The sequence below is a fragment of the Brachybacterium sp. NBEC-018 genome (assembly GCF_024860185.1).
In the GTDB taxonomy this organism is placed as follows: Bacteria; Actinomycetota; Actinomycetes; order Actinomycetales; family Dermabacteraceae; genus Brachybacterium; species Brachybacterium rhamnosum.
Map to the genome: position 1 here is coordinate 2,334,552 of NZ_CP100650.1, position 24,137 is coordinate 2,358,688.

21 protein-coding genes and 1 tRNA gene are annotated in these 24,137 nt (G+C 74.2%); 13 read left to right on the forward strand and 9 right to left on the reverse strand.

From position 1 onward, the window contains the following. Positions 1–47: 47 nt before the first annotated feature. The 5 genes from NLU66_RS10570 (at position 48) to proB (ending at position 6,738) form a co-directional block, all read left to right on the forward strand. Positions 48–3,104 (forward strand): Rne/Rng family ribonuclease, encoded by a 3,057-nt coding sequence (locus NLU66_RS10570; RefSeq protein WP_259359656.1) that lies wholly within the window; start codon positions 48–50, stop codon positions 3,102–3,104. A 235-nt stretch (positions 3,105–3,339) separates the two neighbouring features. Beyond that, on the forward strand, positions 3,340–3,648 hold the full coding sequence (gene rplU / locus NLU66_RS10575) for a 50S ribosomal protein L21 (protein ID WP_259359657.1): 309 nt from the start codon (positions 3,340–3,342) through the stop codon (positions 3,646–3,648). A gap of 42 nt (positions 3,649–3,690) precedes the next feature. Further along, a complete protein-coding gene (gene rpmA, locus NLU66_RS10580) occupies positions 3,691–3,945 on the forward strand; it encodes a 50S ribosomal protein L27 (protein ID WP_259359658.1) in 255 nt (84 codons plus the stop codon). A gap of 100 nt (positions 3,946–4,045) precedes the next feature. After that, entirely contained in the window at positions 4,046–5,581 is a 1,536-nt protein-coding gene (gene obgE, locus NLU66_RS10585) for a GTPase ObgE (RefSeq protein WP_259359659.1), read from the forward strand. A gap of 2 nt (positions 5,582–5,583) precedes the next feature. Next, positions 5,584–6,738: a glutamate 5-kinase gene (proB, locus tag NLU66_RS10590; protein WP_137770578.1), complete on the forward strand. Its 1,155-nt coding sequence runs from the start codon at positions 5,584–5,586 to the stop codon at positions 6,736–6,738. A gap of 57 nt (positions 6,739–6,795) precedes the next feature. Here the strand turns inward: proB and NLU66_RS10595 are convergent, their stop codons facing one another. Beyond that, positions 6,796–7,743 (reverse strand): ribokinase, encoded by a 948-nt coding sequence (locus NLU66_RS10595; RefSeq protein WP_259359660.1) that lies wholly within the window; start codon positions 7,741–7,743, stop codon positions 6,796–6,798. A gap of 43 nt (positions 7,744–7,786) precedes the next feature. Here NLU66_RS10595 and NLU66_RS10600 point away from each other — a divergent pair, with 43 nt between their 5' ends. The 7 genes from NLU66_RS10600 (at position 7,787) to NLU66_RS10630 (ending at position 12,066) form a co-directional block, all read left to right on the forward strand. After that, a complete protein-coding gene (locus NLU66_RS10600) occupies positions 7,787–9,076 on the forward strand; it encodes a glutamate-5-semialdehyde dehydrogenase (RefSeq protein WP_259359661.1) in 1,290 nt (429 codons plus the stop codon). A 53-nt stretch (positions 9,077–9,129) separates the two neighbouring features. Continuing rightward, positions 9,130–9,306, forward strand: a complete 177-nt coding sequence (locus NLU66_RS10605) for a hypothetical protein (protein WP_259359662.1) — start codon at positions 9,130–9,132, stop codon at positions 9,304–9,306. A gap of 35 nt (positions 9,307–9,341) precedes the next feature. Next, positions 9,342–9,920, forward strand: coding sequence for a nicotinate-nucleotide adenylyltransferase (nadD, locus tag NLU66_RS10610; RefSeq protein WP_240811300.1), 579 nt, complete (start codon positions 9,342–9,344; stop codon positions 9,918–9,920). Further along, complete coding sequence (locus NLU66_RS10615) at positions 9,913–10,872, forward strand: hypothetical protein (RefSeq protein WP_259362617.1); 960 nt, start codon at positions 9,913–9,915, stop codon at positions 10,870–10,872. Before nadD ends, NLU66_RS10615 begins: the two co-directional genes overlap by 8 nt. Beyond that, positions 10,869–11,252: a ribosome silencing factor gene (rsfS, locus tag NLU66_RS10620; protein WP_137770582.1), complete on the forward strand. Its 384-nt coding sequence runs from the start codon at positions 10,869–10,871 to the stop codon at positions 11,250–11,252. The genes NLU66_RS10615 and rsfS overlap by 4 nt, the downstream gene beginning before the upstream one ends. After that, on the forward strand, positions 11,249–11,914 hold the full coding sequence (locus tag NLU66_RS10625; protein WP_259359663.1) for a histidine phosphatase family protein: 666 nt from the start codon (positions 11,249–11,251) through the stop codon (positions 11,912–11,914). Before rsfS ends, NLU66_RS10625 begins: the two co-directional genes overlap by 4 nt. A 79-nt stretch (positions 11,915–11,993) precedes the next feature. Then, a tRNA-Ala gene (locus tag NLU66_RS10630) sits at positions 11,994–12,066 on the forward strand. A 138-nt stretch (positions 12,067–12,204) separates the two neighbouring features. Here the strand turns inward: NLU66_RS10630 and NLU66_RS10635 are convergent. Genes NLU66_RS10635 through NLU66_RS10650 form a run of 4 tightly spaced genes read right to left on the reverse strand, consistent with a single transcriptional unit; the run spans position 12,205 to position 17,600 of the window. Next, on the reverse strand, positions 12,205–12,831 hold the full coding sequence (locus NLU66_RS10635) for a GyrI-like domain-containing protein (RefSeq protein ID WP_259359664.1): 627 nt from the start codon (positions 12,829–12,831) through the stop codon (positions 12,205–12,207). A 3-nt stretch (positions 12,832–12,834) separates the two neighbouring features. Further along, positions 12,835–14,742, reverse strand: a complete 1,908-nt coding sequence (gene recQ, locus NLU66_RS10640) for a DNA helicase RecQ (protein ID WP_259359665.1) — start codon at positions 14,740–14,742, stop codon at positions 12,835–12,837. A 10-nt stretch (positions 14,743–14,752) separates the two neighbouring features. Then, positions 14,753–16,657 carry a GMC oxidoreductase gene (locus NLU66_RS10645; protein WP_259359666.1) on the reverse strand — a complete coding sequence of 635 codons (1,905 nt, stop codon included), beginning with the start codon at positions 16,655–16,657 and terminating at the stop codon, positions 14,753–14,755. Further along, on the reverse strand, positions 16,644–17,600 hold the full coding sequence (locus NLU66_RS10650; RefSeq protein WP_259359667.1) for an SDR family oxidoreductase: 957 nt from the start codon (positions 17,598–17,600) through the stop codon (positions 16,644–16,646). Before NLU66_RS10650 ends, NLU66_RS10645 begins: the two co-directional genes overlap by 14 nt. A gap of 85 nt (positions 17,601–17,685) precedes the next feature. Here NLU66_RS10650 and NLU66_RS10655 point away from each other — a divergent pair, with 85 nt between their 5' ends. Then, entirely contained in the window at positions 17,686–18,594 is a 909-nt protein-coding gene (locus tag NLU66_RS10655; RefSeq protein ID WP_259359668.1) for a helix-turn-helix domain-containing protein, read from the forward strand. On the opposite strand, the gene NLU66_RS10660 is transcribed toward NLU66_RS10655, so the two are convergent. From NLU66_RS10660 to kdpC, 4 genes are all read right to left on the reverse strand, one after another. Further along, positions 18,563–20,083: an APC family permease gene (locus tag NLU66_RS10660; RefSeq protein WP_259359669.1), complete on the reverse strand. Its 1,521-nt coding sequence runs from the start codon at positions 20,081–20,083 to the stop codon at positions 18,563–18,565. The genes NLU66_RS10655 and NLU66_RS10660 overlap by 32 nt on opposite strands. Before the next feature lie 134 nt (positions 20,084–20,217). Then, the gene (locus NLU66_RS10665; protein ID WP_259359670.1) at positions 20,218–20,928 is read right to left on the reverse strand and encodes a response regulator; all 711 of its coding nucleotides are present in this window, start codon (positions 20,926–20,928) and stop codon (positions 20,218–20,220) included. Further along, complete coding sequence (locus NLU66_RS10670) at positions 20,925–23,453, reverse strand: ATP-binding protein (protein ID WP_259359671.1); 2,529 nt, start codon at positions 23,451–23,453, stop codon at positions 20,925–20,927. The genes NLU66_RS10665 and NLU66_RS10670 overlap by 4 nt, the downstream gene beginning before the upstream one ends. Then, positions 23,450–24,127 (reverse strand): potassium-transporting ATPase subunit KdpC, encoded by a 678-nt coding sequence (gene kdpC, locus NLU66_RS10675; protein ID WP_259359672.1) that lies wholly within the window; start codon positions 24,125–24,127, stop codon positions 23,450–23,452. The genes NLU66_RS10670 and kdpC overlap by 4 nt, the downstream gene beginning before the upstream one ends. Positions 24,128–24,137 lie beyond the last annotated feature (10 nt).

The following is a 24,137-nucleotide window of genomic DNA, read 5'->3' on the forward strand; positions in this document are numbered from 1 at the left end:
CCACGTGGACCCAGGGTGCGCTGGATCCTTTCGAAGGAGACGGCCTCATGGCTGACAGCACCACCACCCCCGATCCCGCGGATCCCGCGCCCCGCCGGACCCGCCGACGCGCCGCGGGAGCCCCCGCCGGCGCCCCGGCGCCGTCCGTCGTCGAGACGCCCGCCGCGGAGTCCTCCGAGACCACCACGGCGCCCCGCACCTCGGTGCCCGAGCAGGCCGCGGCGCCTGCCGAGCCCGCCGCCCCGAAGCGCCCCCGCCGCCGCGCGGCCGGTGCCCCGGCCGGTGCCCCCGTGTTCCGCGCGGCGACCGATCCCGCCCCCGAGCCCGAGCCCGAGGTCGACGAGGTCCCGGCCCCGGCGACGGAGGCCGACGTCGAGCAGGACGCCCTCGAGCAGGGCGCCCCCCAGCAGGACGCCCCTGCGGCGCCCGAGCCCGCGGCCCGCGCCGAGCGCGAGCGTCCCGCCGAGGACGACCATGACACCTCGAGCGTCGTCGCGGACCTCCGCGCCCTCGCCGATGCCCGCGGCAGCGGCGACCGCGCCGACGAGGACGGCCGCGAGCGCCGCGAGCGCGCCCAGCTCGACTTCGCCTCGCTCCTGTTCCAGGCGCCGGCGCCCGTGCAGCCCCGCACCACCGTCGGCCCCGGGATCCCGGTCGTGCCGGAGGACGAGGACGAGCTCGAGCGCGCCGAGGATGCCCAGCCCTCCGACCGTGCCGAGGACGCCGACGACACCGGCGCCGACGACCGCGCCGGGGACGATCGCGACGCCCAGGGCTCCGACGATGACGACGATCAGCGCTCCGGCGCCTCCCGTCGGCGCCGCCGCCGCGGTGGCCGCGGGCGCCGCGGCCGCGGACGGGGCGACGAGGACCTGCGGGACGACGAGCAGGGCGAGGACGAGCAGGGCGCGGTCTCCGGCGACGCCGACGCGGCCGACGCCGACTCCTCGCAGGACGAGGACTCCCGGGACGACGCCGAGCAGCGCACCGAGGGCGAGGGCCGCGGGTCCTCGCGCTCCCGCTCCGGCCGCCGTCGCGGCCGCGGTCGCAGCGGGGGCTCCGGCTCCCGCGGCGAGGACGGCGCCGAGGGCGACGGCTCCTCCGAGGACGCCTCCTCCGAGGACACCGGCGCCGAGGACGCGGGCTCCGAGGACTCCGGTCCCGACGACCAGGACCAGTCCGGCTCCTCGTCGAGCTCGCGCCGGCGTCGCCGCCGTCGCCGCTCGGACGCGGGGGACGGCGAGTCGAGCTCCCCCGACGATCCGCCCAACACCGTCGTCAAGGTCCGCGAGGCCCGCGACGAGGTGAAGGCCGTCAAGGGCTCGACCCGCCTCGAGGCCAAGAAGCAGCGCCGCCGCGAGGGCCGTGACAACGGCCGTCGTCGCAACGTCATCACCGAGGCGGAGTTCCTCGCCCGCCGTGAGTCCGTGAAGCGCTCGATGATCGTGCGCGAGCGCCCGGGCCGCACGCAGATCGCCGTGCTCGAGGACGACGTGCTCGTCGAGCACTACGTCGCCGCGAAGTCGCACACCTCGATGGTCGGCAACGTGTACCTGGGCAAGGTCCAGAACGTGCTGCCCTCGATGGAGGCCGCGTTCGTGGACATCGGCAAGGGCCGCAACGCCGTGCTCTACGCCGGCGAGGTCAACTGGGACGCCGTGGGCCTCGAGGGCCAGCCGCGCCGCATCGAGCTCGCCCTCAAGAGCGGCGACCCGGTGCTCGTCCAGGTCACCAAGGACCCGATCGGCCACAAGGGCGCACGGCTCACGAGCCAGATCTCGCTGCCCGGCCGCTACGTCGTCTTCGTGCCGGGCGGCTCGATGACGGGCATCTCCCGGAAGCTCCCGGACACCGAGCGCAACCGCCTGAAGAAGATCATGCGCCAGCTCATCCCCGAGGACGCGGGCGTCATCGTGCGCACCGCCGCCGAGGGGGCGAGCGAGGAGGAGCTGACCCACGACGTCGAGCGCCTGCGCGCCCAGTGGGAGAAGATCCAGAAGGCGCAGAAGGCGCGCTCCGCGCCGATCGCCCTCTCCCAGGAGCCCGACCTCGCGATCAAGGTGGTCCGCGACGTCTTCAACGAGGACTTCACCTCGCTGATCGTCGAGGGCTCCTCGACCTACGAGGCCGTCCACGAGTACGTCAAGGACGTGGCCCCGGATCTCCTCGAGCGCGTCACCGCGCACGTGGGCCCCAAGGACTCCTTCGCGAAGCACCGCGTGGACGAGCAGCTGCTCAAGGCCATGGACCGCAAGGTCTACCTGCCCTCCGGCGGCTCCCTCGTCATCGACCGCACCGAGGCGATGACGGTCATCGACGTGAACACCGGCAAGTTCACCGGCTCCGGCGGCTCCCTCGAGGAGACGGTGACCCGCAACAACCTCGAGTCCGCCGAGGAGATCGTGCGCCAGCTGCGGCTGCGCGACATCGGCGGCATCATCGTCATCGACTTCATCGACATGGTGCTCGAGTCCAACCGCGACCTCGTGCTGCGGCGCCTGGTCGAGTGTTTGGGCCGGGACCGCACCAAGCACCAGGTCGCCGAGGTCACCTCGCTGGGCCTCGTGCAGATGACCCGCAAGCGCGTGGGCCAGGGCCTCGTCGAGACCTTCTCCACCACCTGCGAGCACTGCAACGGCCGCGGCGTCCTCGTGGACATCGACGGCGAGGCGCACCAGCACGGCGACGGCGGCGGCGCCCGCATCGACGGACCGGACGAGCAGTCCTCCTCCGGCTCCTCCCGCTCGGGCAAGCGCCGCCGCGGCCGCGGCCGTGGCAAGGACTCCGAGGGCGGCGAGGCGGAGAAGAGCGCCGAGAACGGCGGTGAGACCGCCCGCGGGAGCGCCGGCGAGCACGCCGACGAGTCCGGGGACGTGCACCGCCTGGGCAACGACGACACGCGGGCCCTGGCGCGCGCGACGATCGCCTCCATCGCGGCGGCGACCACCTCGCACCCGCACCCGGAGGTCGTCGTGGACGGCGAGGTCGTGGCGGTGGCGGAGGGCGAGGAGCCTGCTCCGGCGCACGTCGAGGCCGCGCCCGCGGATGACACCCAGAAGGAGAGCCAGGACGAGCAGCAGAGCGCCCCGAACTCCGAGGCGTGACGCGTTCCACAGCATTCCTGCAGGTCGCGGCGCACACCGTGGTTGACCGCAGGGTGCGGGGATCGTAGGCTGTCCCGTGGCGCTCAGCGCGCCGATGCCCTTCCCCTCCGGGTCCGCCTGGCCGCAGCCTCCCTCCCGTCCGCGGGACCGGTCGACGGTCGCAGGTCGGCGGTTCGACCCGGGGAACGGCACCCCTCAGCAGAAGCAGCAGTACTCATCGAGATGGAGCAGTGACGTGGTGTACGCAATCGTCCGCGCAGGCGGCCGTCAGGAGAAGGTGTCGGTCGGCGACACCATCGTGATCAACCGCGTGGCCGGCGAGGCGGGCGACTCCGTGGAGCTCGCCCCCGTCCTGCTGGTCGACGGTGACAAGATCACCTCGACGCAGGCCGACCTCGGCAAGGTCACGGTCACGGCGGAGAAGGTCGAGGACCTCCGCGGTCCGAAGATCCGGATCCTCAAGTACAAGAACAAGACCGGCTACAAGAAGCGCCAGGGCCACCGCCAGGAGCTCACGCGCCTCAAGATCACCGGCATCGCCTGATCGTCCTAGCGACGTCGAAGACTCGAGAGAAGGTCACTCCTCATGGCACATAAGAAGGGCGCAAGCTCCTCCAAGAACGGTCGCGACTCGAACGCGCAGCGCCTCGGCGTGAAGCGCTTCGGCGGCCAGGTCGTCGGCGCGGGCGAGATCATCGTCCGTCAGCGCGGCACCTCCATCCACCCGGGCGACGGCGTCGGCCGCGGCAACGACGACACGCTGTACGCGCTCACCGCGGGCACCGTCGAGTTCGGCCGCAAGCGCGACCGTCGCGTGGTCAGCGTCGTCGAGACCGCCTGATCCCGCTCCCGGCCCGTCCGGGAACCCAGCCTCTCGAGGGGCGGAGCCGCTGCTCCGCCCCTCGATGCATATCCGCTCCAGAGCCCTCGGGAGGGCACCCATGGCCACGTTCGTCGACCGCGTCCAGCTCCACGTCATCGCCGGCGCCGGCGGCAACGGCGCCGCCTCGATCCGCCGCGAGAAGTTCAAGCCCCTCGCCGGGCCTGACGGCGCCGACGGCGGCCGCGGCGGCGACGTGATCCTCGAGGTGGACCCGTCCACCACGACCCTGCTCGCCTACCACCACAAGCCCCACCGCAAGGCCACCTCGGGCGGCTTCGGCAAGGGCGACATGCGCGCCGGTGCGCGCGGCGAGGACCTGATCCTCCCCGTGCCCGACGGCACCGTCGTCGCGACCGCCGACGGCCAGGTGCTCGCGGACCTCGTGGGCGTCGGCACCCGCTTCGTCGCCGCCCAGGGCGGCCAGGGCGGCCTCGGCAACGCGGCCCTCTCCTCCCGCCAGCGCAAGGCCCCGGGCTTCGCACTGCTCGGCGAGCCGGGGGAGGAGCGCGACCTGGTCCTCGAGCTGAAGACCGTCGCCGACGTCGCGCTCGTGGGCTACCCGAGCGCCGGCAAGAGCTCGCTCATCGCCGCGATGAGCTCCGCCCGGCCCAAGATCGCCGACTACCCCTTCACCACGCTCGTGCCGAACCTCGGCGTCGTCGAGGCCGGCGAGCACCGGTACACGATCGCCGACGTCCCCGGCCTGATCCCCGGCGCGAGCCAGGGCAAGGGACTGGGACTGGAGTTCCTGCGCCACATCGAGCGCTGCCACGTCATCGTGCACGTGCTGGACACGGCCGCCCTCGAGTCGGACCGCGACCCGGTCTCCGATCTCGAGACCATCGAGAACGAGCTCGCGACCTACGCCGCGGGGCTCGACGAGGGCGCCGGCGACCGCGTGCCGCTCATGGAGCGACCCACCGTCATCGTCCTGAACAAGACGGACGTGCCCGACGGCGCCGACATGGCGGACCTCGTCCGTGAGCGCCTGGGCGACCGCGGCGCGCCGATCCTCGACATCTCCGCCGTGTCCCACAAGGGCCTGCGCGAGCTGTCCTTCGTCCTCGCGAGTCTGGTCGAGGAGGCGCGGGCCTCGCTGCCCGAGCCCGAGGAGGCGCCCATCGTGCTCACCCCGCGTGCGCGCGGCGGCCGCGAGTTCGAGGTGGTCAAGGAGCAGTTCGAGGGCGACAACGCCTTCCGCGTCGTGGGTGACAAGCCCGAGCGCTGGGTCAAGCAGACCGACTTCGCGAACGACGAGGCCGTGGGCTATCTCGCGGACCGCCTCGCGAAGGTGGGCGTCGAGGAGGCGCTGTACAAGGCGGGGGCCGTCTCCGGCTCGACCGTGATCATCGGTCCTGGACAGGACGCCGTGGTCTTCGACTGGGAGCCCACAATGGTGGGCGGCGCCGAGCTCCTGCTCGGCGCGCGCGGCGCGGATCGCCGCCTCGAGGACCACCACCGCCCCACGCGTGAGCAGAAGCGTGAGGAGCAGCGGGAGCGCACGGCGTCCCGGATGCAGCGGATCGAGGCGATGGAGAAGGAGCGACGCGCCGGCCACTGGGCCGATCCGACGATCAGCGACGAGGAGAACTGAGCATGGTCACCGTCCCCGCCGAACCGCATCAGCCGGCGAGGCTGCTCGCACGCACCGACATCCCCGGACCGCGGCGGGCGGTGGTCAAGATCGGCTCCTCGAGCCTCACCCGCGCCGACGGCCACCTCGACGAGACCGGGCTGCGGCTCATCGCGGACCAGGTCGCCGAGCTCCTGCACGGCGGCTGGGACGTCGTGCTGGTCTCCTCCGGTGCGATCGCCGCGGCGCTGGGCCCGCTGGGCCTGGACGAGCGCCCGAGCGACGTGCCCACCCAGCAGGCGTGCGCGGCCGTGGGCCAGTCGCTGCTGGCCACGGCCTGGGCCGCCGCCTTCGGCGCCCACGGCCGGATCTCCGGTCAGCTGCTGCTGACCGAGGCAGACGTCATCCGCCCGGACACCTACCGCAACGTGCGCTCGGCCCTCGAGGCGATGCTCGCCGTGGGCGTCATCCCCGTGATCAACGAGAACGACACGACGGCGACCCACGAGATCCGCTTCGGGGACAACGACCGCCTCGCCGCGCTCGTGGCGCAGCTCCTGGGCGCGGATCTCCTCGTCCTGCTGACGGACGTCGACGGCCTGTACACGAAGAACCCGGCGGAGCCCGACGCCGAGCGGATCAGCGTGGTCGACGACTTCGCGGCCCTCGTGGACGTGAAGGTCGGCTCGGTCGGCTCGAAGGTCGGCACCGGTGGCATGGTCACCAAGCTCGACGCCGCCCACCACGCCTCGACGACCGGCACGGCCACGATCCTCACCCGTGCGGACCGCTTCGGCGCCGCCGTGCGCGGCGAGGACGTCGGCACGTTCTTCCCCGCGCAGACGGGCCGCCGCCGCTCCCGCCTCGTGTGGCTGCGCTACGCGACGCGCGGCGCGGGCACGCTGCGCCTGGACGAGGGCGCCGCAGCGGCGATCCGCTCCCGCCGCCGCTCCCTGCTGGCCGTCGGCATCACGGAGGTGACCGGGGCGTTCTCCGCCGGGGTCCCCGTGGACATCGCCGATCCCGACGGCACCGTCATCGCCCGCGGCCTCGTCGCCTACTCGAGCGAGGACCTCCGCGCCATGGCGGGTCTCACCACCGCGGAGCTCCGCGAGCGCATCGGCGACCACTACGGCCGCTCGGTCGTGCACCGCGACGCGATGGTGATGCTGGGCTGAGCCCCACGGGGTCCGCGCCCGCACGGGCGGGGCCACCCTCCCGTGCGGCACCGGCGCTCAGCGCGGGTAGCTCGACTGCGCCCCGCGGGCGGTGACGGACCTCCCCGCGAAGGCGGTCGCCCGCTCGGCGGCCCGCACGAGACCCTCACCCGCGGCCAGGTGGGCGGCGAGCGCGCCGATGAACGCATCCCCGGCACCCGTCGTGTCGACGACCTGCACCTGCGCCGCCGGGATCGCCGCGGGGTCGTCGGCCTCCGTCCTGTCGCCCGGATCGAGGGCGGGGCCCGCGACGACGGCCCCGCGGGCGCCGAGGGTCAGCACGACCGACCGCACCCCCGCGTCGCGCAGGGCGGCGACGAGCTCCTGCGGATCCGCCTCCGCGCCCGTCCTCGTCGCGGTGCCTGTCTCCGCGGCCCCGAGCTGCTCGAGCACCGCCGCCGCCTCGTGCTCGTTGACGACGAGCGGATCCGCGGCACGCAGCACCGCGGGGTCCAGGGGGAGCACCGGGGCGGGGTTGAGGACCACACGACCTCCCGCCGCGCGCACCGCCCGCGCCGCCGCCTCGATGCCCTCGCGCGGGATCTCGCCCTGCAGCACGAGCACCGCGGCCCGGGTGAGGAGGTCGGCGTGCCCGTCCACGGCGGCGGCGTCCACGGAGGCGTTCGCCCCGGGCACCACGAGGATGGCGTTCTCGCCGTCCGCCGCGACCGTGACGACGGCGAGGCCCGTCGGCCAGGGGACGACCGCCACGGCGGAGAGGTCCACGCCGTCCTCGCGCAGGAGGCCGAGGGCGACCTCGGCGTCCGGGTCGTCCCCGACGGCGCCCACCATGTGCACCTCGGCACCGGAGCGGGAGGCGGCGAGGGCCTGGTTCGCGCCCTTGCCGCCGGGGGAGCGGTCACCGCCGCCCGCGATCAGCGTCTCCCCGGGCGAGGGGTGGCGGTCCACGGTGAGGGCGAGGTCCACGTTCAAGGAGCCCACCACGACGACGATCTCATCACTCATGCACCCCATCGTGCCTCGCCGCGTCCCGCGTACGCTGGAGAGCATGACTGTCACCCGCGAGCACACCGACGTCGAGACCGCCGTCCTGGCGGCCGCCCGCGCCGCGAAGGAGGCCCAGCCCGCCCTCGCCCGGCTGCACCGCTCCCAGAAGGACGCGCTGCTGCTGGCCATGGCGGACGCCCTCGTCGAGCGCAGCACGGAGATCGTGGAGGCGAACGCCCGCGACCTCTCCGCTGCGGACGCCTCCGGCATGGAGGCGGGCCTCCGGGACCGCCTCGCGCTGAGCGAGGAGCGCGTCGCCGCGATCGCCCAGCAGCTGCGCGACGCCGCCGCCCTCCCCGACCCGGTGGGCGAGGTGGTGCGCGGCGGGCTGCTCGACAACGGCCTCGAGCTGCGTCAGGTGCGCGTGCCCATGGGCGTGATCGGCATGGTCTACGAGGCCCGGCCCAACGTCACGGTCGACGCCGCCGGCCTCTCCCTCAAGGCGGGCAGCGCCGTCGTGCTGCGCGGCGGCTCCGCCGCCCTGCACTCCAACACCGCGCTCATCGCCGTCCTCCGCTCCGTGCTCGCCGCGCAGGGCCTGCCCGAGGACCTCGTCATCGGCATCGACGAGCACGGCCGCGACGGCGTGGACGTCCTCATGCGCGCCCGTGGCCTCGTGGACCTGCTCATCCCGCGCGGCGGCGCGGGCCTCATCCGGCGCGTCGTGGAGAATTCCCTGGTGCCCGTCATCGAGACCGGCACCGGCAACACGCACGTCTTCGTCGACGCGAGCGCGGACCTCGACCAGGCCGCCGCGATCGTCGTCAATGCGAAGACCCAGCGCGTCGGGGTCTGCAACTCCCTCGAGACGCTGCTCGTCCACGCCGACGTCGCCGAGCGGGCGCTGCCCGCGATCGCCCCGGGCCTCGTCGAGGCCGGGGTGCGGATCCACGCCGACGAGCGCGCAGGGGAGATCCTCGCCGCGGCCGGGGTGGCGAGCGAGCCCGCGACCGAGGAGGACTGGGACACGGAGTACCTGGCCCTCGAGATCGCCGTGCGCGTGGTCGAGGACCTCGACGCGGCGCTCGAGCACATCCGCGCCTGGTCCACCGGGCACACCGAGTCGATCCTCACGGCGGACCTCCGCTCCCAGCAGCGGTTCCTCGCCGAGGTGGACTCCGCGGTCGTCATGGCGAACGCCTCGACCCGGTTCTCCGACGGCGGCGAGTTCGGCTTCGGCGCGGAGATCGGCATCTCGACCCAGAAGCTCCACGCCCGCGGGCCGATGGGCCTGACCGAGATCACCGCCACGAAATGGATCGTCGTGGGCCAGGGGCACGTGCGCCCCTGACCCCAGCTGCTGTGGGATGATGACGCGGTCACCCAGGAAAGGCGCTCCCAGTCATGATCGATCAGCTCATCATCCTCGCCGAGGCCGGCCACGAGGCCACCGAGGGCGTGCCGCCGCAGTACATCGGCATCGGGGCGTTCATCACGATGCTCATCCTGCTCGGCATCGCTAGCCTCGTCGGCGGCAGCCACCAGCGTGACGAGGACTCCGAGCACCACTCCGATCACTGAGCCCCATGGAGCAGCAGCGGCGGCGGATCGGTGTGATGGGCGGGACGTTCGACCCGATCCACCACGGTCACCTGGTCGCCGCGAGCGAGGTGCAGAGCGTCTTCGCCCTGGACGAGGTGGTGTTCGTGCCCACCGGCCGCCCGTGGCAGAAGTCCGAGCGGGAGATCTCCGACCCGGAGCACCGCTACCTCATGACCGTCGTCGCGACGGCCGCGAACCCCGTCTTCACCGTCTCGCGGGTGGACGTGGACCGGCCCGGGGACACCTACACGATCGACACCCTCCGCGATCTCCACGCCCAGCACGACGACGCCGACCTCTTCTTCATCACCGGCGCTGACGCCCTCCAGAACATCCTGACCTGGAAGGACAACGAGGAGATCTTCGAGCTGGCGCACTTCGTCGGGGTCACCCGGCCGGGGCACGAGCTCGACACCTCCGGTCTCCCGGCCGACGGCGTCACCCTCATCGAGGTGCCGGCCATGGCGATCAGCTCGACGGACTGCCGCACCCGCGTGGCCGCCGGAGCCCCCGTCTGGTACCTGGTGCCCGACGGCGTCGTCCAATACATCAGCAAGTACGCCCTCTACACAGGAGGAGACGCTCATGAGTGAGTCCACCGCGGCTCCCCGGCACGGCCGTCGCGCCCGTCGGCTCAGCGAGGAGGAGGCCGCCGCCCTCGCCCCGCACCCCGTGGCGGAGGCCGGGGGCGACCAGCCCGCCGTCCCCGCCGTGCGCGGCGCGGTCGCGGCCCCCGGCGCGGACGCCCCGACGCCCGCGCTGCGCAAGTTCGGCAAGCGCGCGCGGATCATCGAGCTCACGGAGGAGCCGCCCGAGCACGCGGGGCAGCCCTCCGAGCGGCCGTCGGCCGACGGTGCGCAGGATGCCGCCTCCCCCTCGGGCGCCCCCGCGGCCGCCGCCGAGGAGCCCGCCGCCCCGGCCGCGCCCCGACCGGGCAGCGCGGCCGGTGCCGGCACCGTCTCCACCGGGGTGGCCCTGACCTCGGGCACCACCGGTGCGGCGAGCGGCACGGGAGGCACGGGAGCAGCGACGACCGATGACGCCTCGTCCTCCGAGGCCGCGCCGTCCGGCACCGCCCCGTCCGATACCGCCCGGTCCGGCACGGCGTCGTCCGAGTCCACGCCGACCGCCGACGGCGCAGCGTCCGCGACCGCCGGCGCCGCGGCGACAGCCTCTGCCGCGCGACCCACGGGCACCCCGGCGTCGACGGCCACGATCGAGAGGGACGCCGACGGCGTGGAGCTCGGCGAGCTCTCCGTCACGCAGGCCCCCGATCCCCGGCCCGCGCCGCGGTTCGACGGCCGGGTCCTCCACCGCCCCGAGCGCTCGGGCGGCCGCCCGCTGATGTGGGTCGTATGGGGTCTCATCGCCCTCGCGATCGTCGTCCTCGTCGTGCTGCTGATCACCGGTGTGCTCGGCGGCTCGGGCAGCGCCTCGGCGCTCGCCCCGGTCCTCGACGCCCACCTCTCCAGCCTCTCTAGCCTTTCCGGCCCCGGCTCCCCGGCGGCCTCCCTCCCCTCGAGCACCCAGGAGCTCCCCGCGTGACCGCATCCGACGAAGCCCTCGACATCGCCCGCGTCGCCGCCCAGGCCGCGGCGGACAAGCTCGCCCAGGAGGTGATCGGGCTCGACGTCTCCGAGCAGATCGTCATCACCGACGTCTTCCTGGTCTGCTCCGGCGAGTCCGAGCGGCAGGTCTCCGCGATCGTGGGTGCCGTGGAGGAGGAGCTGCTCAAGCAGCGCCGCCGCAAGACCCTGCGCCGCGAGGGCGAGCGGGATTCTCGCTGGGTGCTGCTGGACTACGGCGACGTGGTCGTCCACGTGCAGCACGCCGAGGACCGCGCCTTCTACGCGCTCGAGCGCCTGTGGCGCGACGCCCCCGTGCTGGACCTCGACATCGACGTGGACCGGGACGCCACCGCGTGAGCACCAGCCATGCCGGCGTGCACCATCCGGTGCACACCCGCCTCGTCCTCGTGCGCCACGGGCAGACGGACCACAACCGTGACGGCCGGCTCCAGGGCCAGGTCGACATCCCGCTGAACGCGATGGGCCGCAAGCAGGCCGCGCGGGCCGCCGCGAGCATCGCGCAGAACCCGCCGGACCTCATCGTCGCCTCCCCGCTGGACCGTGCCCACGAGACCGCCCGGATCATCGGCGCGGCCTGCGGGGTCGCGGTGACCACGGATGCCGCCTTCCTCGAGCGCAGCTTCGGCGCGTGGGAGGGCCTGCGCGGCGAGGAGATCCGCGGCCGCTGGCCGCAGGAGCACGCCGCCTGGCGCGCGCACCGACCGGTGCCGGGGCTCGACATCGAGGAACGGCTCGCGGTGGGGGAGCGGGTCGCGGCCGCGGCACGCTCGCTGATCGCGGAGAACATCGGCGGCACGGTCATGGTCGTCGCGCACGGCGCCGCGATCACTCTCGGGATCTCGGCCCTGCTGGGCGAGGACCCGGAGACCTTCCGCGGCCTCGGCGGGCTCGAGAACTGCCACCGCAGCGTGCTCGAGCCGCTCGTCTCGGACCCCACCGGGCAGGCGATGAGGTTGCTGTCACACAACCTCCCTCCGGATTTCACGGGAGCCTCCTGACCATGTAATCTAGTGGAGTCGCCACGGAGCGGGGACGGAGAATCGGAAGAGGATCCGGACCGCGAGGGCGGCACCCTACGGGGCTATGGCGCAGTTGGTAGCGCGCTTCCATGGCATGGAAGAGGTCGGGAGTTCGAATCTCCCTAGCTCCACTCGAGAAACTCTTGAGACAGTGACTCGTCCGAAGGGCCCCACCGCGAGGTGGGGCCCTTCGTCGTGCTCGGGGCGTGATCGGGCCCCGCCCCCGCTCCGGGTACCCGGTCCGCGGTCCGGGACGCCCGGGGCCGCGCTCAGGAGGTGGGCTCGACGCCCTGGCGCAGGATCGTGCGCCATCGCTCCGGGGCCGTGCGCCGCGGATCCCCGAGATAGATCTCGTGATGGTGGCCGCGCGGTCGCAGCCCCAGGCCCGGGAGCACCTCCTCGTGCAGGCGTGCGAGGACGGGTCCCTCGTCGTCGTACGGGCCCACGTGGAGGGTCTGCACGCAGTTGCCCTCGTCGAGCACCTCGCAGCGCAGCTCCTCGATCAGCGGCGGGGGCGTGCGGCGCGAGCGGGCGCGGGCCAGGGCCGCCTCGACGTGCTCCTCGCCGGCGTGGTCGGGCACGAGCAGCAGCAGCGTCCAGTCCCAGGCGTCCTTGTCACGGGCCGTGGTGAAGGCGGCGAGATCCTCCGCCCACCAGCGCCCCTCGAGCGGGGGCACCACGTGGTCGCGACCCAGCTCCTCTCGGCACACAGCCTTCAAGGCATATGCAGCCGGATACAGCGTCTGCAGGGCGTCCTGGTAGCGCGGGGCGGTGTTCGGATCGCCGTGGCCGTCGACCATGAGATAGCGGTGCGGCGGCACCACGAGGCGGCGCATCGTCCCCGCGTGCGCCTGGTACTCGTCGAGGTCACGCTTGACGTCGAGGGGCCTCGTCATCGCTCAGCCCACCTGCTCGAGCGTCGCGAGCACCTGCGCGCCGTACTCCGCGAGCTTCTTCGCGCCCACGCCGCTCACCCCGCCGAGCTCCGCGACGGTCCCGGGCCGCTGCTCGATGATGCCCACGAGGGTCGCGTCGGAGAACACCATGTACGGCGCGATCTGCTTCTCCTTCGCCACGCCCGAGCGCCAGGCCCGCAGCGCCTCGAACACCTCGCGCTGCGCGGGCTCGAGCGACTCCGCCGCCCCGCCGCCGCGCCGTCGGCCGCCACCCCCGCGCGCCTTCGCGGGCGTGCGATCGACCGCGAGCTCGACCGTCTCCTCGCCGCGCAGCACCGGCCCCGCCGCACGCCCCGGGACGAGCACGCCGTAGTCGCCCACCGCCTCGACGATCCCGCGGGCCAGCAGCTGGCGCAGGGCCGTGCGCCACTCGCGCTCGGTCAGCTCCGTGCCGATGCCCCACACGCTCAGCTCGTGGTGACGGGACTGCCGGGAACGGTCCGACTCCTTGCCCAGCAGCACGTCGATCACCTGGCCGGAGCCGAAGCGCTGGTCACGCTCCCGGTCGAGCCGGATCAGCGCGGAGAGCAGCTTCTGCGCGGCCGTCGTCGCGTCCCAGGTCTCCGGCGGGGACAGGCAGGTGTCGCAGTTCCCGCAGGGCTCGCCCGCCTCCTGGCCGAAGTACCGCAGCAGCTGCACCCGCCGGCAGCCGACCGTCTCGCACAGAGCGAGCATCGCGTCGAGGTGCGCGCGGGCATTGCGCTTGAACTGCTCCCCGCCCTCGCTCTCGTCGATGAAGCGCCGCTGGTTCACGACGTCGGCGAGGCCGTAGGCCATCCAGGCCGTCGAGGGGAGCCCGTCACGGCCCGCACGACCCGTCTCCTGGTAGTAGCCCTCGATGGACTTGGGCAGGTCCAGGTGCGCCACGAAGCGGACGTCCGGCTTGTCGATGCCCATGCCGAAGGCGATCGTCGCGACGATGACGAGCCCCTCCTCGCGCAGGAACCGTTCCTGGTGGTCCTGCCGCATCCGGGCGTCGAGCCCCGCGTGGTACGGCAGGGCCGGGACTCCCTGGTCGGCGAGGAACTGCGCCGTCTGCTCCACGCTGCGCCGCGAGAGGCAGTAGACGATGCCCGCGTCCCCCGCGTGCTCGGTGCGGATGAGCCGCAGCAGCTGCTCGCGGGCCCGGTCCTTGGGGCCGATCCGGTACTGGATGTTGGGGCGGTCGAAGCTCGCCACGAAGTGCCGCGCTCCCTGCAGCTGCAGACGCTCGGTGATCTCCCGGTGCGTCGCCTCCGTCGCGGTCGCCGTCAGCGCCACCCGCGGCACCCCGGGGAACGCCTCCGCGAGCATCGACAGGCCCAGGTAGTCGGGACGGAAGTCGTGCCCCCACTGGGACACGCAGTGCGCCTCGTCGATCGCGAACAGGGCCAGCTTCGCCCGCTGCAGCAGCTGCACGGTGCGGGGGAGCACGAGCCGCTCGGGCGCCATGTAGAGGAGGTCCAGCTCCCCGGCGATCAGCTGCTGCTCGACGGCCTGCGCCTCGTGCGGATCGAGGGTCGAGTTGAGGAACGCGGCGCGGATGCCGACGGCGCCGAGCGCCGCGACCTGGTCCGCCATGAGCGCGATGAGCGGGGAGACGACGATCCCCGTGCCCTCCCGCAGCAGCGACGGGATCTGGTAGCACAGCGACTTGCCGCCGCCGGTGGGCATGAGGACGACCGCGTCCCCGCCGCCGGCGATCTGGTCGATGATCTGCGCCTGCTCGCCGCGGAACGCGTCGTAGCCGAAGACGGTCGAGAGGATCTGCAGCGCGTCGCCGCCCGCCGGGGCGGGGGAGGGCACAGTGCCGTCGGAGGGCACGGAGCCGTCGGAGGGGGCAGGGGCGTCGGACGGCGAGGCGGGAGGCATGCCCTCCAGCCTAGGCGCTCGCGACGAGCTGCTCGGTGTGGCGCAGGGCGAGGGCGAGCACGGTGAGCACCGGGTTCGCGCCGCCGTTGGTGACGTGCACGGAGGCGTCGGCCACGAGCACGTTCGGGTGCCCCCACAGCCGCCCGTGGGGATCGGTCGCGGAGGCCGACGGATCCGTCCCCATGCGCAGCGTGCCGGCCTGGTGCTGGCCGTTGCTCACGGCGATCGTCCCCGTGAGCGGGGCGGCGGGCACCACACGCCGGGCGCCGGCCTCCGCGAGCCACTCCGCGGCGCGCGCGGAGAGCAGGTCCCGGCCCCGCAGGTCCTCCGGATGCAGGTGCCCCTCGAGGCGCACGAGGGACCGCCCGAGCCGGTCGCGGCGACGGTCCAGGCGCACGCGGGCGCTCGCGGTCGTCACCTCCTGGACCGGGCCGACGACCCTCCCCAGCCGGAGCATGGCCCGCTCGAGCTCGGGCGACCCGGCACGTGCCCCGGCAGGGACCAGTCCTGCCTCCCGAAGGTAGCGCTGGGTGGCCGCAGGGGTGGGGACGAACTCGTCGGCGAGGATGCCGCCGCCGATGATCCCGGCGTTGCCGTGGCGGAAGCGCTCGGTGGACACGTCCGGACCCGGCCCGCGCAGGTCCACCACCGGCTCCTCGAACAGGGCCGTCGCGCCGCCGTAGGCATGGCCCTGCAGGTGCCGGCCCACCTGGTCCCCGCCGAGGCCGCTGTCCAGCACGAGCCGCGCGGACTCGATCGCGCCGGCGGAGAGCACCACCTGCTCGGTCAGGACCGTGCGACGGTCCTGCGCGCCGCCGGGGCCGGTGAGGACGATCTCCACCCCCGTCGCCCGGCCCCCGGCGCCGGTGAGGATCCGGGTGGCGACGGCGCCCGGCAGGAGGTGCGCGCGGCCGGTGGCGAGCGCCGCCGGGAGGGTCGTCGTGTGGCTGCCCGCGCGGGCGCCGACGGGGCAGTCGAAGCCGACGCACTGCGAGCACCGCACGCACGCCGCCCGGCCCCGGCGTGCCACGGTGTTGATCAGCAGCGGCACCGGACGGGTCGCGAGCCCCAGCCGCTCGCCCGCCGCGGCGAGGCGCCCGCCGAGCGGCGAGGGGTCCAGGGGCGGCATCGGGAGAGACCCGCCGCCGCTCACCCCGAACATGTCCTCGACCCGCGCATAGAACGGGGCGAGGTCCGCGGCGGTGAGCGGCCAGTCGGCGAGGGAGCTGCCGTCGGGCACGCCGTAGGTGCTCGCCATCGTGAAGTCCTCGGCGACGAATCGCCACGCCTGCGCCCCGTACATGCGGGTGCCGCCGCCCACGGTCATCGCGTTGTTGCCCCAGGCGGGGGAGCTGGGCGGGACCTCGCCGGCGGCGGTGAGGCGGGGCTCGGCGTCCGGCTCGGGGCCGGAGCTGGGCGGCAGGCCCAGGGTGGCCCGCGGGGTCGTGAGGTGGTCCTCGAGGAGGCGGTCGCGCTCCGGCCAGGATCCCCGCTCGAGCACGAGCACCGACCACCCGGCCTCGGCGAGGACCTGCGCCGCCATGCCGCCGCCCGCGCCCGAGCCGATGACGACCGCGTCGTAGCGCTCCCGGAGGACGGCCGGGTCGAGGAAGGAGTCGGGGCCCAGCAGGGTGGGCAGGCGTCGCTCGGCGGGCGCAGGCGACCAGGTGGTGACGTGCGGGGCGAGGTCCGGCCCCACCCGGCCGTGCTGCAGCCCGTGCTCGTACAGCACGTCCGTGACGATGGCCTCCGCCGTGCCCGGAGCGCCGGTGAGGACCTGCTGCTCCCAGCCGACGGGCGCCGTCATATCCAGCTCCCGGATCCGCTCCGTGAGCTGTGCGGCGAGCTCCGGGGAGCTCAGCTGCGGGTCGAGCGCCGCGGCGACGCGGGCGAGGAGCGGATCATCGATGACCATGCGCCCACGCTAGCGGCGCATCGGTGAGCTCAAGGGAGAGGTCCCAGACGCGCGAGGCGTCGGCAGTGCTGCGCAGGGGGCGGTACAGCGCGTGCCGGGTCGGCGCGCCGCCCAGATGGCCGAGCCCGCCCGGGCCGTACATCATGCCCTCGACAGGGGAGGGGTCCATGGCGGCGAGCAGGGCCGGCAGGGCCGCGGACTCCGCGGTGCCCAGCAGGATCCCGCGCGAGGAGAGAGCGCCGATGAGTCGGCGGCTCAGGCTCGTCTCGCCGCGGCCGTACTCGGGATGCGCGGCGAGCAGGTTCGTCGCGGCGACCCCGGGATGGGAGAGCACGCTCGTGAGCCCCCAGCCGGCGTCATCACTGCGCCGCTGCAGCTTGGTCGCGAACAGGCCGAGGGCGATCTTCGAGCTCGCGTAGGCGCGGCCGGCGTCATAGGAACGCGCCGACTGCAGGTCCTCCCAGTGAACGGAGCCGCTGCGGGCGGCGACGCTCACCTGGGTGACGACCCGGGCACGGTGCTCCCGCAGCAGCGGCAGCAGTCCCGCCACGAGGGCGACGTGCCCCAGATGGTTGGTGCCGAGCTGCAGCTCGAAGCCGTCGGCCGTCGTGCGACGCTCGGGAGGTGTCATGACCCCCGCGTTGAGGACCAGCAGGTCGATGCCCTGCCCGTCCTCGAGGAGCCGTGCGGTGAGGGCCCGCACCGAGGCGAGGGAGGCGAGGTCGAGGGAGCTCAGATCGACCTGCGCGCCGGGGTGCTCGGTGAGGATGCCGTCGCGGGCGGCCGCTCCTTTGCCGGCGCTGCGCACGGGCAGGAGGACCTCGGCGCCGGCAGCGGCGAGGCGGGTCGCGATGCGGCGGCCGATCCCGTCGCTCCCCCCGGTGACGAGGGCGCGGCGACCGCGGAGATCGGGGAGGTCCAGGGCGGGTGCGGTGCGTGTCATGCGGACAGCCTCGCGCCGCCCGCCGCGCGGATCCACACCCTGCCGGGGCATGGATACCCGCGGCGGCGCAGGGTAGGAAGGTCCCATGGACCCCGCGACCCCCGCGACCCCCGCGACCCCCGCGTCGGCTTCGCTCGCCGACTTCCTGCGCTCGCGCCGGGATCTGCTCACCCCCATGGAGGTGGGTCTTCCGCCGGGACGGCGGCGTCGCACGCCCGGGCTGCGGCGCGAGGAGGTCGCGGCGCTCGCGAGCATGTCCCCGGACTACTACGGCCGGCTCGAGCGCGGCGACGCCGATCGGCCCTCCGCGGCGCTGCTCGGCGCGCTCGCCCAGGCGCTCCGTCTGGACCGCGACGAGCGCGATCACCTCTTCCGCCTCGCCGGGCAGGCCGCTCCGACGCGCGGGGCCGACGGCGGCGAGCACGTGGGACCGGGCATGCTGCGGATCCTCGACCATCTGCGCGATGCGCCTGCCGAGATCGTCACCGAGCTGGGCGAGAGCCTCGTGCAGACCCCGCTCGCCGTGGCCCTCACGGGGGACCTGGTGGCGCTCACGGGGCCGATGCGGTCGATCGGCTATCGATGGTTCATGGACCCTGCTGTGCGGGAGCTCTACGACGAGCGGGACCACGAGCTGTTGGGACGCTCCTTCGCGAGCGGGCTGCGCGAGGTGCTGGGACGTCGCGGCCCCGGCTCACGCGCTGCGAGGTATGCCGAGCTGCTGCTCGAGGGGAGCGCGGAGTTCCGGGAGGTCTGGGACCGGCGGGAGATCGGCGTGCGGCCAGCGGACGTGAAGCGCTTCCGCCACCCCCAGGTGGGGCCGATCGAGCTGCGCTGCCAGACCCTGCTGGACCCTGAGGAGTCCCATCTGCTCCTCGTCTACACGGCAGCGCCGGGGAGCGGGAGCCGGGAGAAGCTGGAGCTGCTGGAGGTCCTCGGCGACGAGCGCGCGGAGCAGGCGGTCACCGCTCCGGGTGGACCGGCTCCCCGGTGAGGTCCGCCTCGACCATGTCGCGGCGCAGCGGCGCCCCGGCCACGTAGCCCACGAGCGCGATCGCCACGATCACGCCGATCGTGCCGAGGGTCAGCGCCTCGAAGGCCGCATAGGGCACGCCCATCGCCTCGGAGAAGTCGTAGTCCAGTCCCAGCAACGTCTCGAGGGTGCCCGGGAACACGGAGACCCACGAGCCGAGTGCGACGAAGCCCGTCGTCACGATCCCGAAGACGAGCATGACGCCGTTCCCGCCGGGCACCGTGAAGGGGCGCGGCTGGTCGGGGCGGGAGAAGCGCAGGCGGATCGCCGCCGGGATGACGATGAGGTAGCTGAACAGGTAGGTCGTGATCGCGACGGATAGCACCACGTCGAACAGCGCCGCGGAGGTGCCCGTCAGCTGCATCGCGGCGAGCATGAACACCGTCGAGATCGTGCCGGAGAGCAGGTTCACGCGGATCGGGGTGCCGAGGGTCGCGTGGAACTTCCCGAAGAAGCCGCCGAAGAAGGAGCCGTCGGCCGCGGCGATCGCCTGCATGCGGTCGGACATGATCATCCACGCCGCCCCCTGGCCCACGTTCGCGAGCAGGAAGAGCACCACCGCGAGGGTGAGCATGGCGGGCGCGGCCGGGCCGTAGACGTCGAACACCGTCGCGACGGCGGTGATGAGGCCCGTGAGGCCGTCGATGTCCTGGTGCGGGATGACCAGCAGGATCGTCAGCACGGGGACGAGGTAGAGGACCCCGGCGAGGGCGGAGGAGCGCAGCACCGCGAAGGAGACGTCCTTCGAGGCGTCCTTCATCTCGCCCGAGGCGCTCGAGCCGGACTCGAAGCCCAGGAATGCGAACAGCAGCAGCGGGGTGAGGGTGATGAAGCCGGAGACGGTGGGGGAGAAGTCCCCGAGGGCGAGGCCCTGCACCCCGTGCTCCGCGGCGTAGACGACGGCCGTGACGATGAAGATCCCGAGGAACACGATCTTGCAGACGGCGCCCATCGAGGGGATCCACTTCGCCCGGCGCAGCGACAGCACCGCGGCGAGCACGGTCGCCCAGATGATGAGCAGCTTCACCGCGTAGTCGGCGACGGAGCCGGCCTCGAAGGCCACGAGGTGCTCGCGCACCGCCTCGGTGCTGAGGAAGGCCATCGACCCGCCCACCCAGACCGGCTGGGTGATCCAGGTGAACGCGGAGGCGACCGCCGCGGCGGGCCGGCCGAACGCCTCCCGCACCCACAGGTACACGCCGCCCTCGCCCACGAAGGCGCTGCCGGTCTCCGCGAAGATCAGTGCGTAGGGCACGAGGAACACGAGGATCAGGACGACGAGCCAGGTGAAGGTCTCCGGGCCCTGCGAGGAGACCGAGCCGAGCATCTCGAGGCCCACCACGGCGGAGACGACGATGAAGACGATGTCGAAGCGGCCCAGGGTCCGATGCAGCACCTCGTTCTGCTTCTGCGCGAAACGGGTGGTGCCGGAGGACCGGGGCGTGGGCATGCGGGAGCTCTTCTCGGATCGGGGAGGGGTGGGGCCGACGGCGGCCCTCGGGCAGGGTAGCGCTCGCGCGGCGGTCCTCGCAGTGCCGTCCTCTCCCGCTGCGGTCCCCGGACCGCCGCGGGCCGGCGCCGGGTTCAGTCGCCGTCGGGCAGCAGGCGGTACCCCATCCCGGCCTCGGTGAGCAGGTAGCGGGGGCGGGCGGGGTCCGGCTCGAGCTTCCGTCGCAGCTGGGAGACGTAGAGGCGCAGGTAGCCGGTGTCCTCCACGTGCTCGCCGCCCCAGATCGAGGTGAGCAGCGTGCCGCGGCTCACGAGGGTCCCCGGGTGGCGGGCGAGCACCTCGAGCACCTTCCACTCCGTGGGGGTGAGACGGATCTGACGCGGCGCGGCGTGCCCTTCGTCGCCGTCCGGGGCGGCGTGGACGGAGCGGGCGGCGAGGTCCACCGTGATCGTGCCGAGGCGCACCACGGGTCCGGCGGTCTCGTCCTCCCCGGCGCGGCGGGCCAGGGCGCGGAGCCTGGCGAGCAGCTCGTCCACCGCGAAGGGCTTGGTGACGTAGTCGTCGGCGCCCGCGTCGAGCGCGTCGACCTTGTCGGCGGAGTCGGTGCGGCCGGAGACCACGAGGATCGGGGCGCGGGACCAGCCGCGCAGAGCCTGGATGACCTCGATCCCGTCGAGGCCGGGCATGCCGAGGTCCAGCAGCACGAGGTCCGGCGGATGGTCCGCGGCGCGGGAGACGGCCTGGGCGCCGTCGGCCGCGGTGATCACCTCGTAGCCCTTCGCGCCGAGGGTGATGCGCAGGGCGCGCAGGATCTGCGGGTCGTCGTCGGCGACGAGGATCCTCATCGGGGGCTCCCTCCGGGCGGGGCGAGCGGCAGCGAGATCACCATCGTGAGACCGCCGCCGGGCGTGTCCTCCGGGGTGAGGGCGCCGCCCATCGATTCGACCACACCGCGGGACAGGGCGAGGCCCAGCCCCAGCCCGGCGGTGTTGTCCGTGTCGCCGAGACGCTGGAAGGGCCGGAAGACCGCCTCGAGCCGCTCCGCGGGGATGCCCGGGCCGTGGTCGATCACCCGGATCTCCGCGCGGCCGCCGAACACGCTCGTCGTGACGCGGATCGTGCCGGCGGCGCCCCCGTGGCGGTCCGCGTTCGCGAGCAGGTTCACGACGGCGCGGCGCAGCAGCACGGGATCGGCGAGGACGAGCTCCTCCTCGTGCCCGAGGTCGAGGTCCACCCGGTCCGGTCCCATGCCGAGCTCGTCGAGCGCCGCGGCGAGCGCCTCGGAGGGGTCGCAGGGCCGTGGCCGGACCTCCAGGGCCCCGGCCTCGACGCGGCTCACGTCGAGCAGGTCCGTGAGCAGGGAGGAGAGCGCCACGAGGCTCTGATCGGCCGTGGCGAGCAGCTCGTCGCGCTCCTCCGGGCGGAGGGAGAGACCGGCCTCGCGGAGCCCGCCGACGGCGGTGCGGGCGGCGGCGAGCGGACGCCGGAGGTCGTGCCCGAGGGCGGAGAGCAGCGCCCCGCGCACCTTGTCCGAGGCGGCGAGGGGCGCGAGGTCGCTCGCGGTCTCCTCGAGCCGCCGGTGCTCGAGGGCCGTGCTGAGCTGCGCGGCGGCGACCGCGAGCAGGCGCCGCTCCGAGGCGGGCAGGTCCGGGCCGCGCCAGTCCAGGCGTGCCCCGTCGGCGAGCGGCAGGGAGGCGGTGACGCCGCCGGCGAGCGAGCCGACCTCCGCGAGCACCGTGCCCGCCGTGCCGCCCGTGCTGCCACCGCCGGACGTGCCGGCCTCGACGACCGCGAGACCCTCGAGGCGCAGGGCGCGGGCGGTGCGATCGGCGACCGCCTCGACGGCGTCCCCGCCGCGCAGCACGCTCCCGGCGATGTCCTGGATCAGCTCGGACTCCGCCGCGGAGCGCTGCGCGGCCCGGGTGCGGCGCGCCGCCCGGTCCACGACGAGGCTCACGAGCGCCGCGATGACGACGTACAGGCCGAGCGCGAGCGTGTGGCGAGGGTCCGCGATCGAGACCGTGCGCACCGGGTCGATGAAGAAGAAGTCGAGGGTCACGCCGGAGAGCACCGCCGCGAGGAGCGCCGGCCACAGCCCGCCGAGGAGGGCGACGAGGACCACCAGCAGCTGGTAGGAGAGCACCTCGCCGGTGATCGACTCGGGCCCGCGCAGCGGGATCATCACCGCGGTGAGGAGCGGCCCGCCGAGCAGCGCGAGGGCGAGGCCCAGCAGCCGGCGGCGCACGGAGAGCGCACCGCCGATCCGCGGGAGCGGACCCCCGCGGGCGGCACCCGCATGGGGGACCATGTGCACGTCGATGTCCCCCGCGGCGCGGACCACGCTCGCCCCGATCCCGGGACCGGTGAGCACGGTGGCGAGGGCGCCCCGCCGGCTCGCGCCCATGACCAGCTGGGTCGCGTTGACGGAGCGGGCGAAGTCGAGCAGGGCCGCCGGGACGTCCTCGCCGATCACCTGGTGGTAGCCGCCGCCGAGGGACTCGCACAGCGCCCGCTGCCGCTCGAGGGCGGCCGGGTCCCCGGTGCGCAGCCCGTCCTGGCCGCCGACGTGCACCGCCAGCAGCTCCCCGCCGGAGGAGCGCGCGGCGATCCGGGCCCCGCGCCGCAGCAGGGTCTCGCCCTCGGGTCCGCCCGTGAGCGCGACGACCACCCGCTCCCGCGTCTCCCAGGTGCGACGGATGCCCTGCGCGTCCCGGTAGGCGATGAGCGCCTGGTCGACCTCGTCCGCGAGCCACAGCAGCGCCAGCTCCCGCAGCGCCGTGAGGTTGCCGAGGCGGAAGTAGTTCGACAGCGCCGCGTCGATCCGCTCCGCGGGGTAGACGAGACCGCCGGAGAGCCGGTCCCGCAGCGCCTGCGGGTCGAGGTCCACGACCTCGACCTGGTCCGCGGCCCGCAGCAGGGAGTCCGGGACGGTCTCCTGCTGGGGGACCCCGGTGATCTCCTCGACGACGTCGTTGAGCGAGGCGATGTGCTGGATGTTCACGGTCGTCAGCACGTCGATCCCGGCGTCGAGCAGGGAGGCGACGTCCTCGTGCCGGCGCTCGTGGGGAGAGCCGGGCGCGCAGCGGTGGGCGAGCTCGTCGACGAGGGCGACCTGCGGGGCGCGGGCGAGCACGGCCTCGAGGTCCATCTCCTCGAGCTCGACCCCGCGGTGCCGCAGCCGCCGCCGGGGCACCGTCTCGAGGCCCTCGGCGCGGGCGGCGGTGGCGCGCCGGCCGTGGGTCTCCAGGACGGCCACGACCACGTCGCGGCCCTCCTCCCGGAGCCGGTGCCCCTCCTCGAGCATGGTGTACGTCTTGCCCACGCCCGGGGCGGCGCCGAGCAGCACCCGCAGGTGACCGCGTGCGCTCATGCACCACCGTCCTTCTCGTCGAGGGCCAGGTTAAGCGCGGCGACGTCGACCACGGGCTCCCCGATCACACCGAGCAGCGGCTCCCGGGTGCAGGCGGCGACCTCCGCGCGCACCACCTGCGGGTCCAGTCCCCGCTCCCGGGCGACCCGGTCCACCTGCAGCGCCGCGTAGGCGGGGCTGATCTGCGGGTCCAGCCCGGAGCCGGAGGCCGTGAGCGCGTCCGCCGGGACGGCGGCGGGGTCCACGCCCTCCTGCTCGGCGATCTCGGCCCGGCGCTCCTCGATGCTCGCGACGAGGTCCCGGTCCTCGGGGCCCTGGTTCGATCCGCCCGAGGCGGTCGCGTCGAAGCCGTCGCCGGCGGCGGAGGGACGGGACTGGAAGTACTGCGGCAGGGCGTCGCCCTCCGCGTCGGTGAACGACTGGCCGATGAGGGTGCTGCCCGCGGCGGTGCCGTCGGAGCGGAGCAGCAGGGAGCCGTCGGCCCGGCCGGGCATCAGCAGCTGCCCGATCCCGGTGAGGACGAGCGTGTACCCCGCCCCGAGGACGAGCGTGGACAGCAGCAGGGCGCGCACGGCGACGGCCGCGGTGCGCAGCCCCGAGCGGGTGCCCGCGGGCCGGCGGCTCCGGGCCGGCGCGACGACAGGGGAGGGGACGGTGGTGGGTCCGGTGGACATGGTTCCTCGA

What these genes read in the sequence shown, in the direction of transcription:
- NLU66_RS10660 (WP_259359669.1), bottom strand. Translation starts at nt 20,083, where the DNA reads ATGCCCACGCCCCGGTCCTCCGGCACCACCCGTTTCGCGCAGAAGCAG.
- NLU66_RS10635 (WP_259359664.1), bottom strand. Translation starts at nt 12,831, where the DNA reads ATGACGAGGCCCCTCGACGTCAAGCGTGACCTCGACGAGTACCAGGCG.
- NLU66_RS10650 (WP_259359667.1), bottom strand. Translation starts at nt 17,600, where the DNA reads ATGACACGCACCGCACCCGCCCTGGACCTCCCCGATCTCCGCGGTCGC.
- NLU66_RS10595 (WP_259359660.1), bottom strand. Translation starts at nt 7,743, where the DNA reads ATGAGTGATGAGATCGTCGTCGTGGTGGGCTCCTTGAACGTGGACCTC.
- NLU66_RS10645 (WP_259359666.1), bottom strand. Translation starts at nt 16,657, where the DNA reads ATGGTCATCGATGATCCGCTCCTCGCCCGCGTCGCCGCGGCGCTCGAC.
- NLU66_RS10605 (WP_259359662.1), top strand. Translation starts at nt 9,130, where the DNA reads ATGATCGATCAGCTCATCATCCTCGCCGAGGCCGGCCACGAGGCCACC.
- obgE (WP_259359659.1), top strand. Translation starts at nt 4,046, where the DNA reads ATGGCCACGTTCGTCGACCGCGTCCAGCTCCACGTCATCGCCGGCGCC.
- NLU66_RS10655 (WP_259359668.1), top strand. Translation starts at nt 17,686, where the DNA reads ATGGACCCCGCGACCCCCGCGACCCCCGCGACCCCCGCGTCGGCTTCG.
- kdpC (WP_259359672.1), bottom strand. Translation starts at nt 24,127, where the DNA reads ATGTCCACCGGACCCACCACCGTCCCCTCCCCTGTCGTCGCGCCGGCC.
- proB (WP_137770578.1), top strand. Translation starts at nt 5,584, where the DNA reads ATGGTCACCGTCCCCGCCGAACCGCATCAGCCGGCGAGGCTGCTCGCA.
- nadD (WP_240811300.1), top strand. Translation starts at nt 9,342, where the DNA reads ATGGGCGGGACGTTCGACCCGATCCACCACGGTCACCTGGTCGCCGCG.
- NLU66_RS10670 (WP_259359671.1), bottom strand. Translation starts at nt 23,453, where the DNA reads ATGAGCGCACGCGGTCACCTGCGGGTGCTGCTCGGCGCCGCCCCGGGC.
- NLU66_RS10665 (WP_259359670.1), bottom strand. Translation starts at nt 20,928, where the DNA reads ATGAGGATCCTCGTCGCCGACGACGACCCGCAGATCCTGCGCGCCCTG.
- NLU66_RS10600 (WP_259359661.1), top strand. Translation starts at nt 7,787, where the DNA reads ATGACTGTCACCCGCGAGCACACCGACGTCGAGACCGCCGTCCTGGCG.
- rpmA (WP_259359658.1), top strand. Translation starts at nt 3,691, where the DNA reads ATGGCACATAAGAAGGGCGCAAGCTCCTCCAAGAACGGTCGCGACTCG.
- NLU66_RS10570 (WP_259359656.1), top strand. Translation starts at nt 48, where the DNA reads ATGGCTGACAGCACCACCACCCCCGATCCCGCGGATCCCGCGCCCCGC.
- recQ (WP_259359665.1), bottom strand. Translation starts at nt 14,742, where the DNA reads ATGCCTCCCGCCTCGCCGTCCGACGCCCCTGCCCCCTCCGACGGCTCC.
- NLU66_RS10615 (WP_259362617.1), top strand. Translation starts at nt 9,913, where the DNA reads ATGAGTGAGTCCACCGCGGCTCCCCGGCACGGCCGTCGCGCCCGTCGG.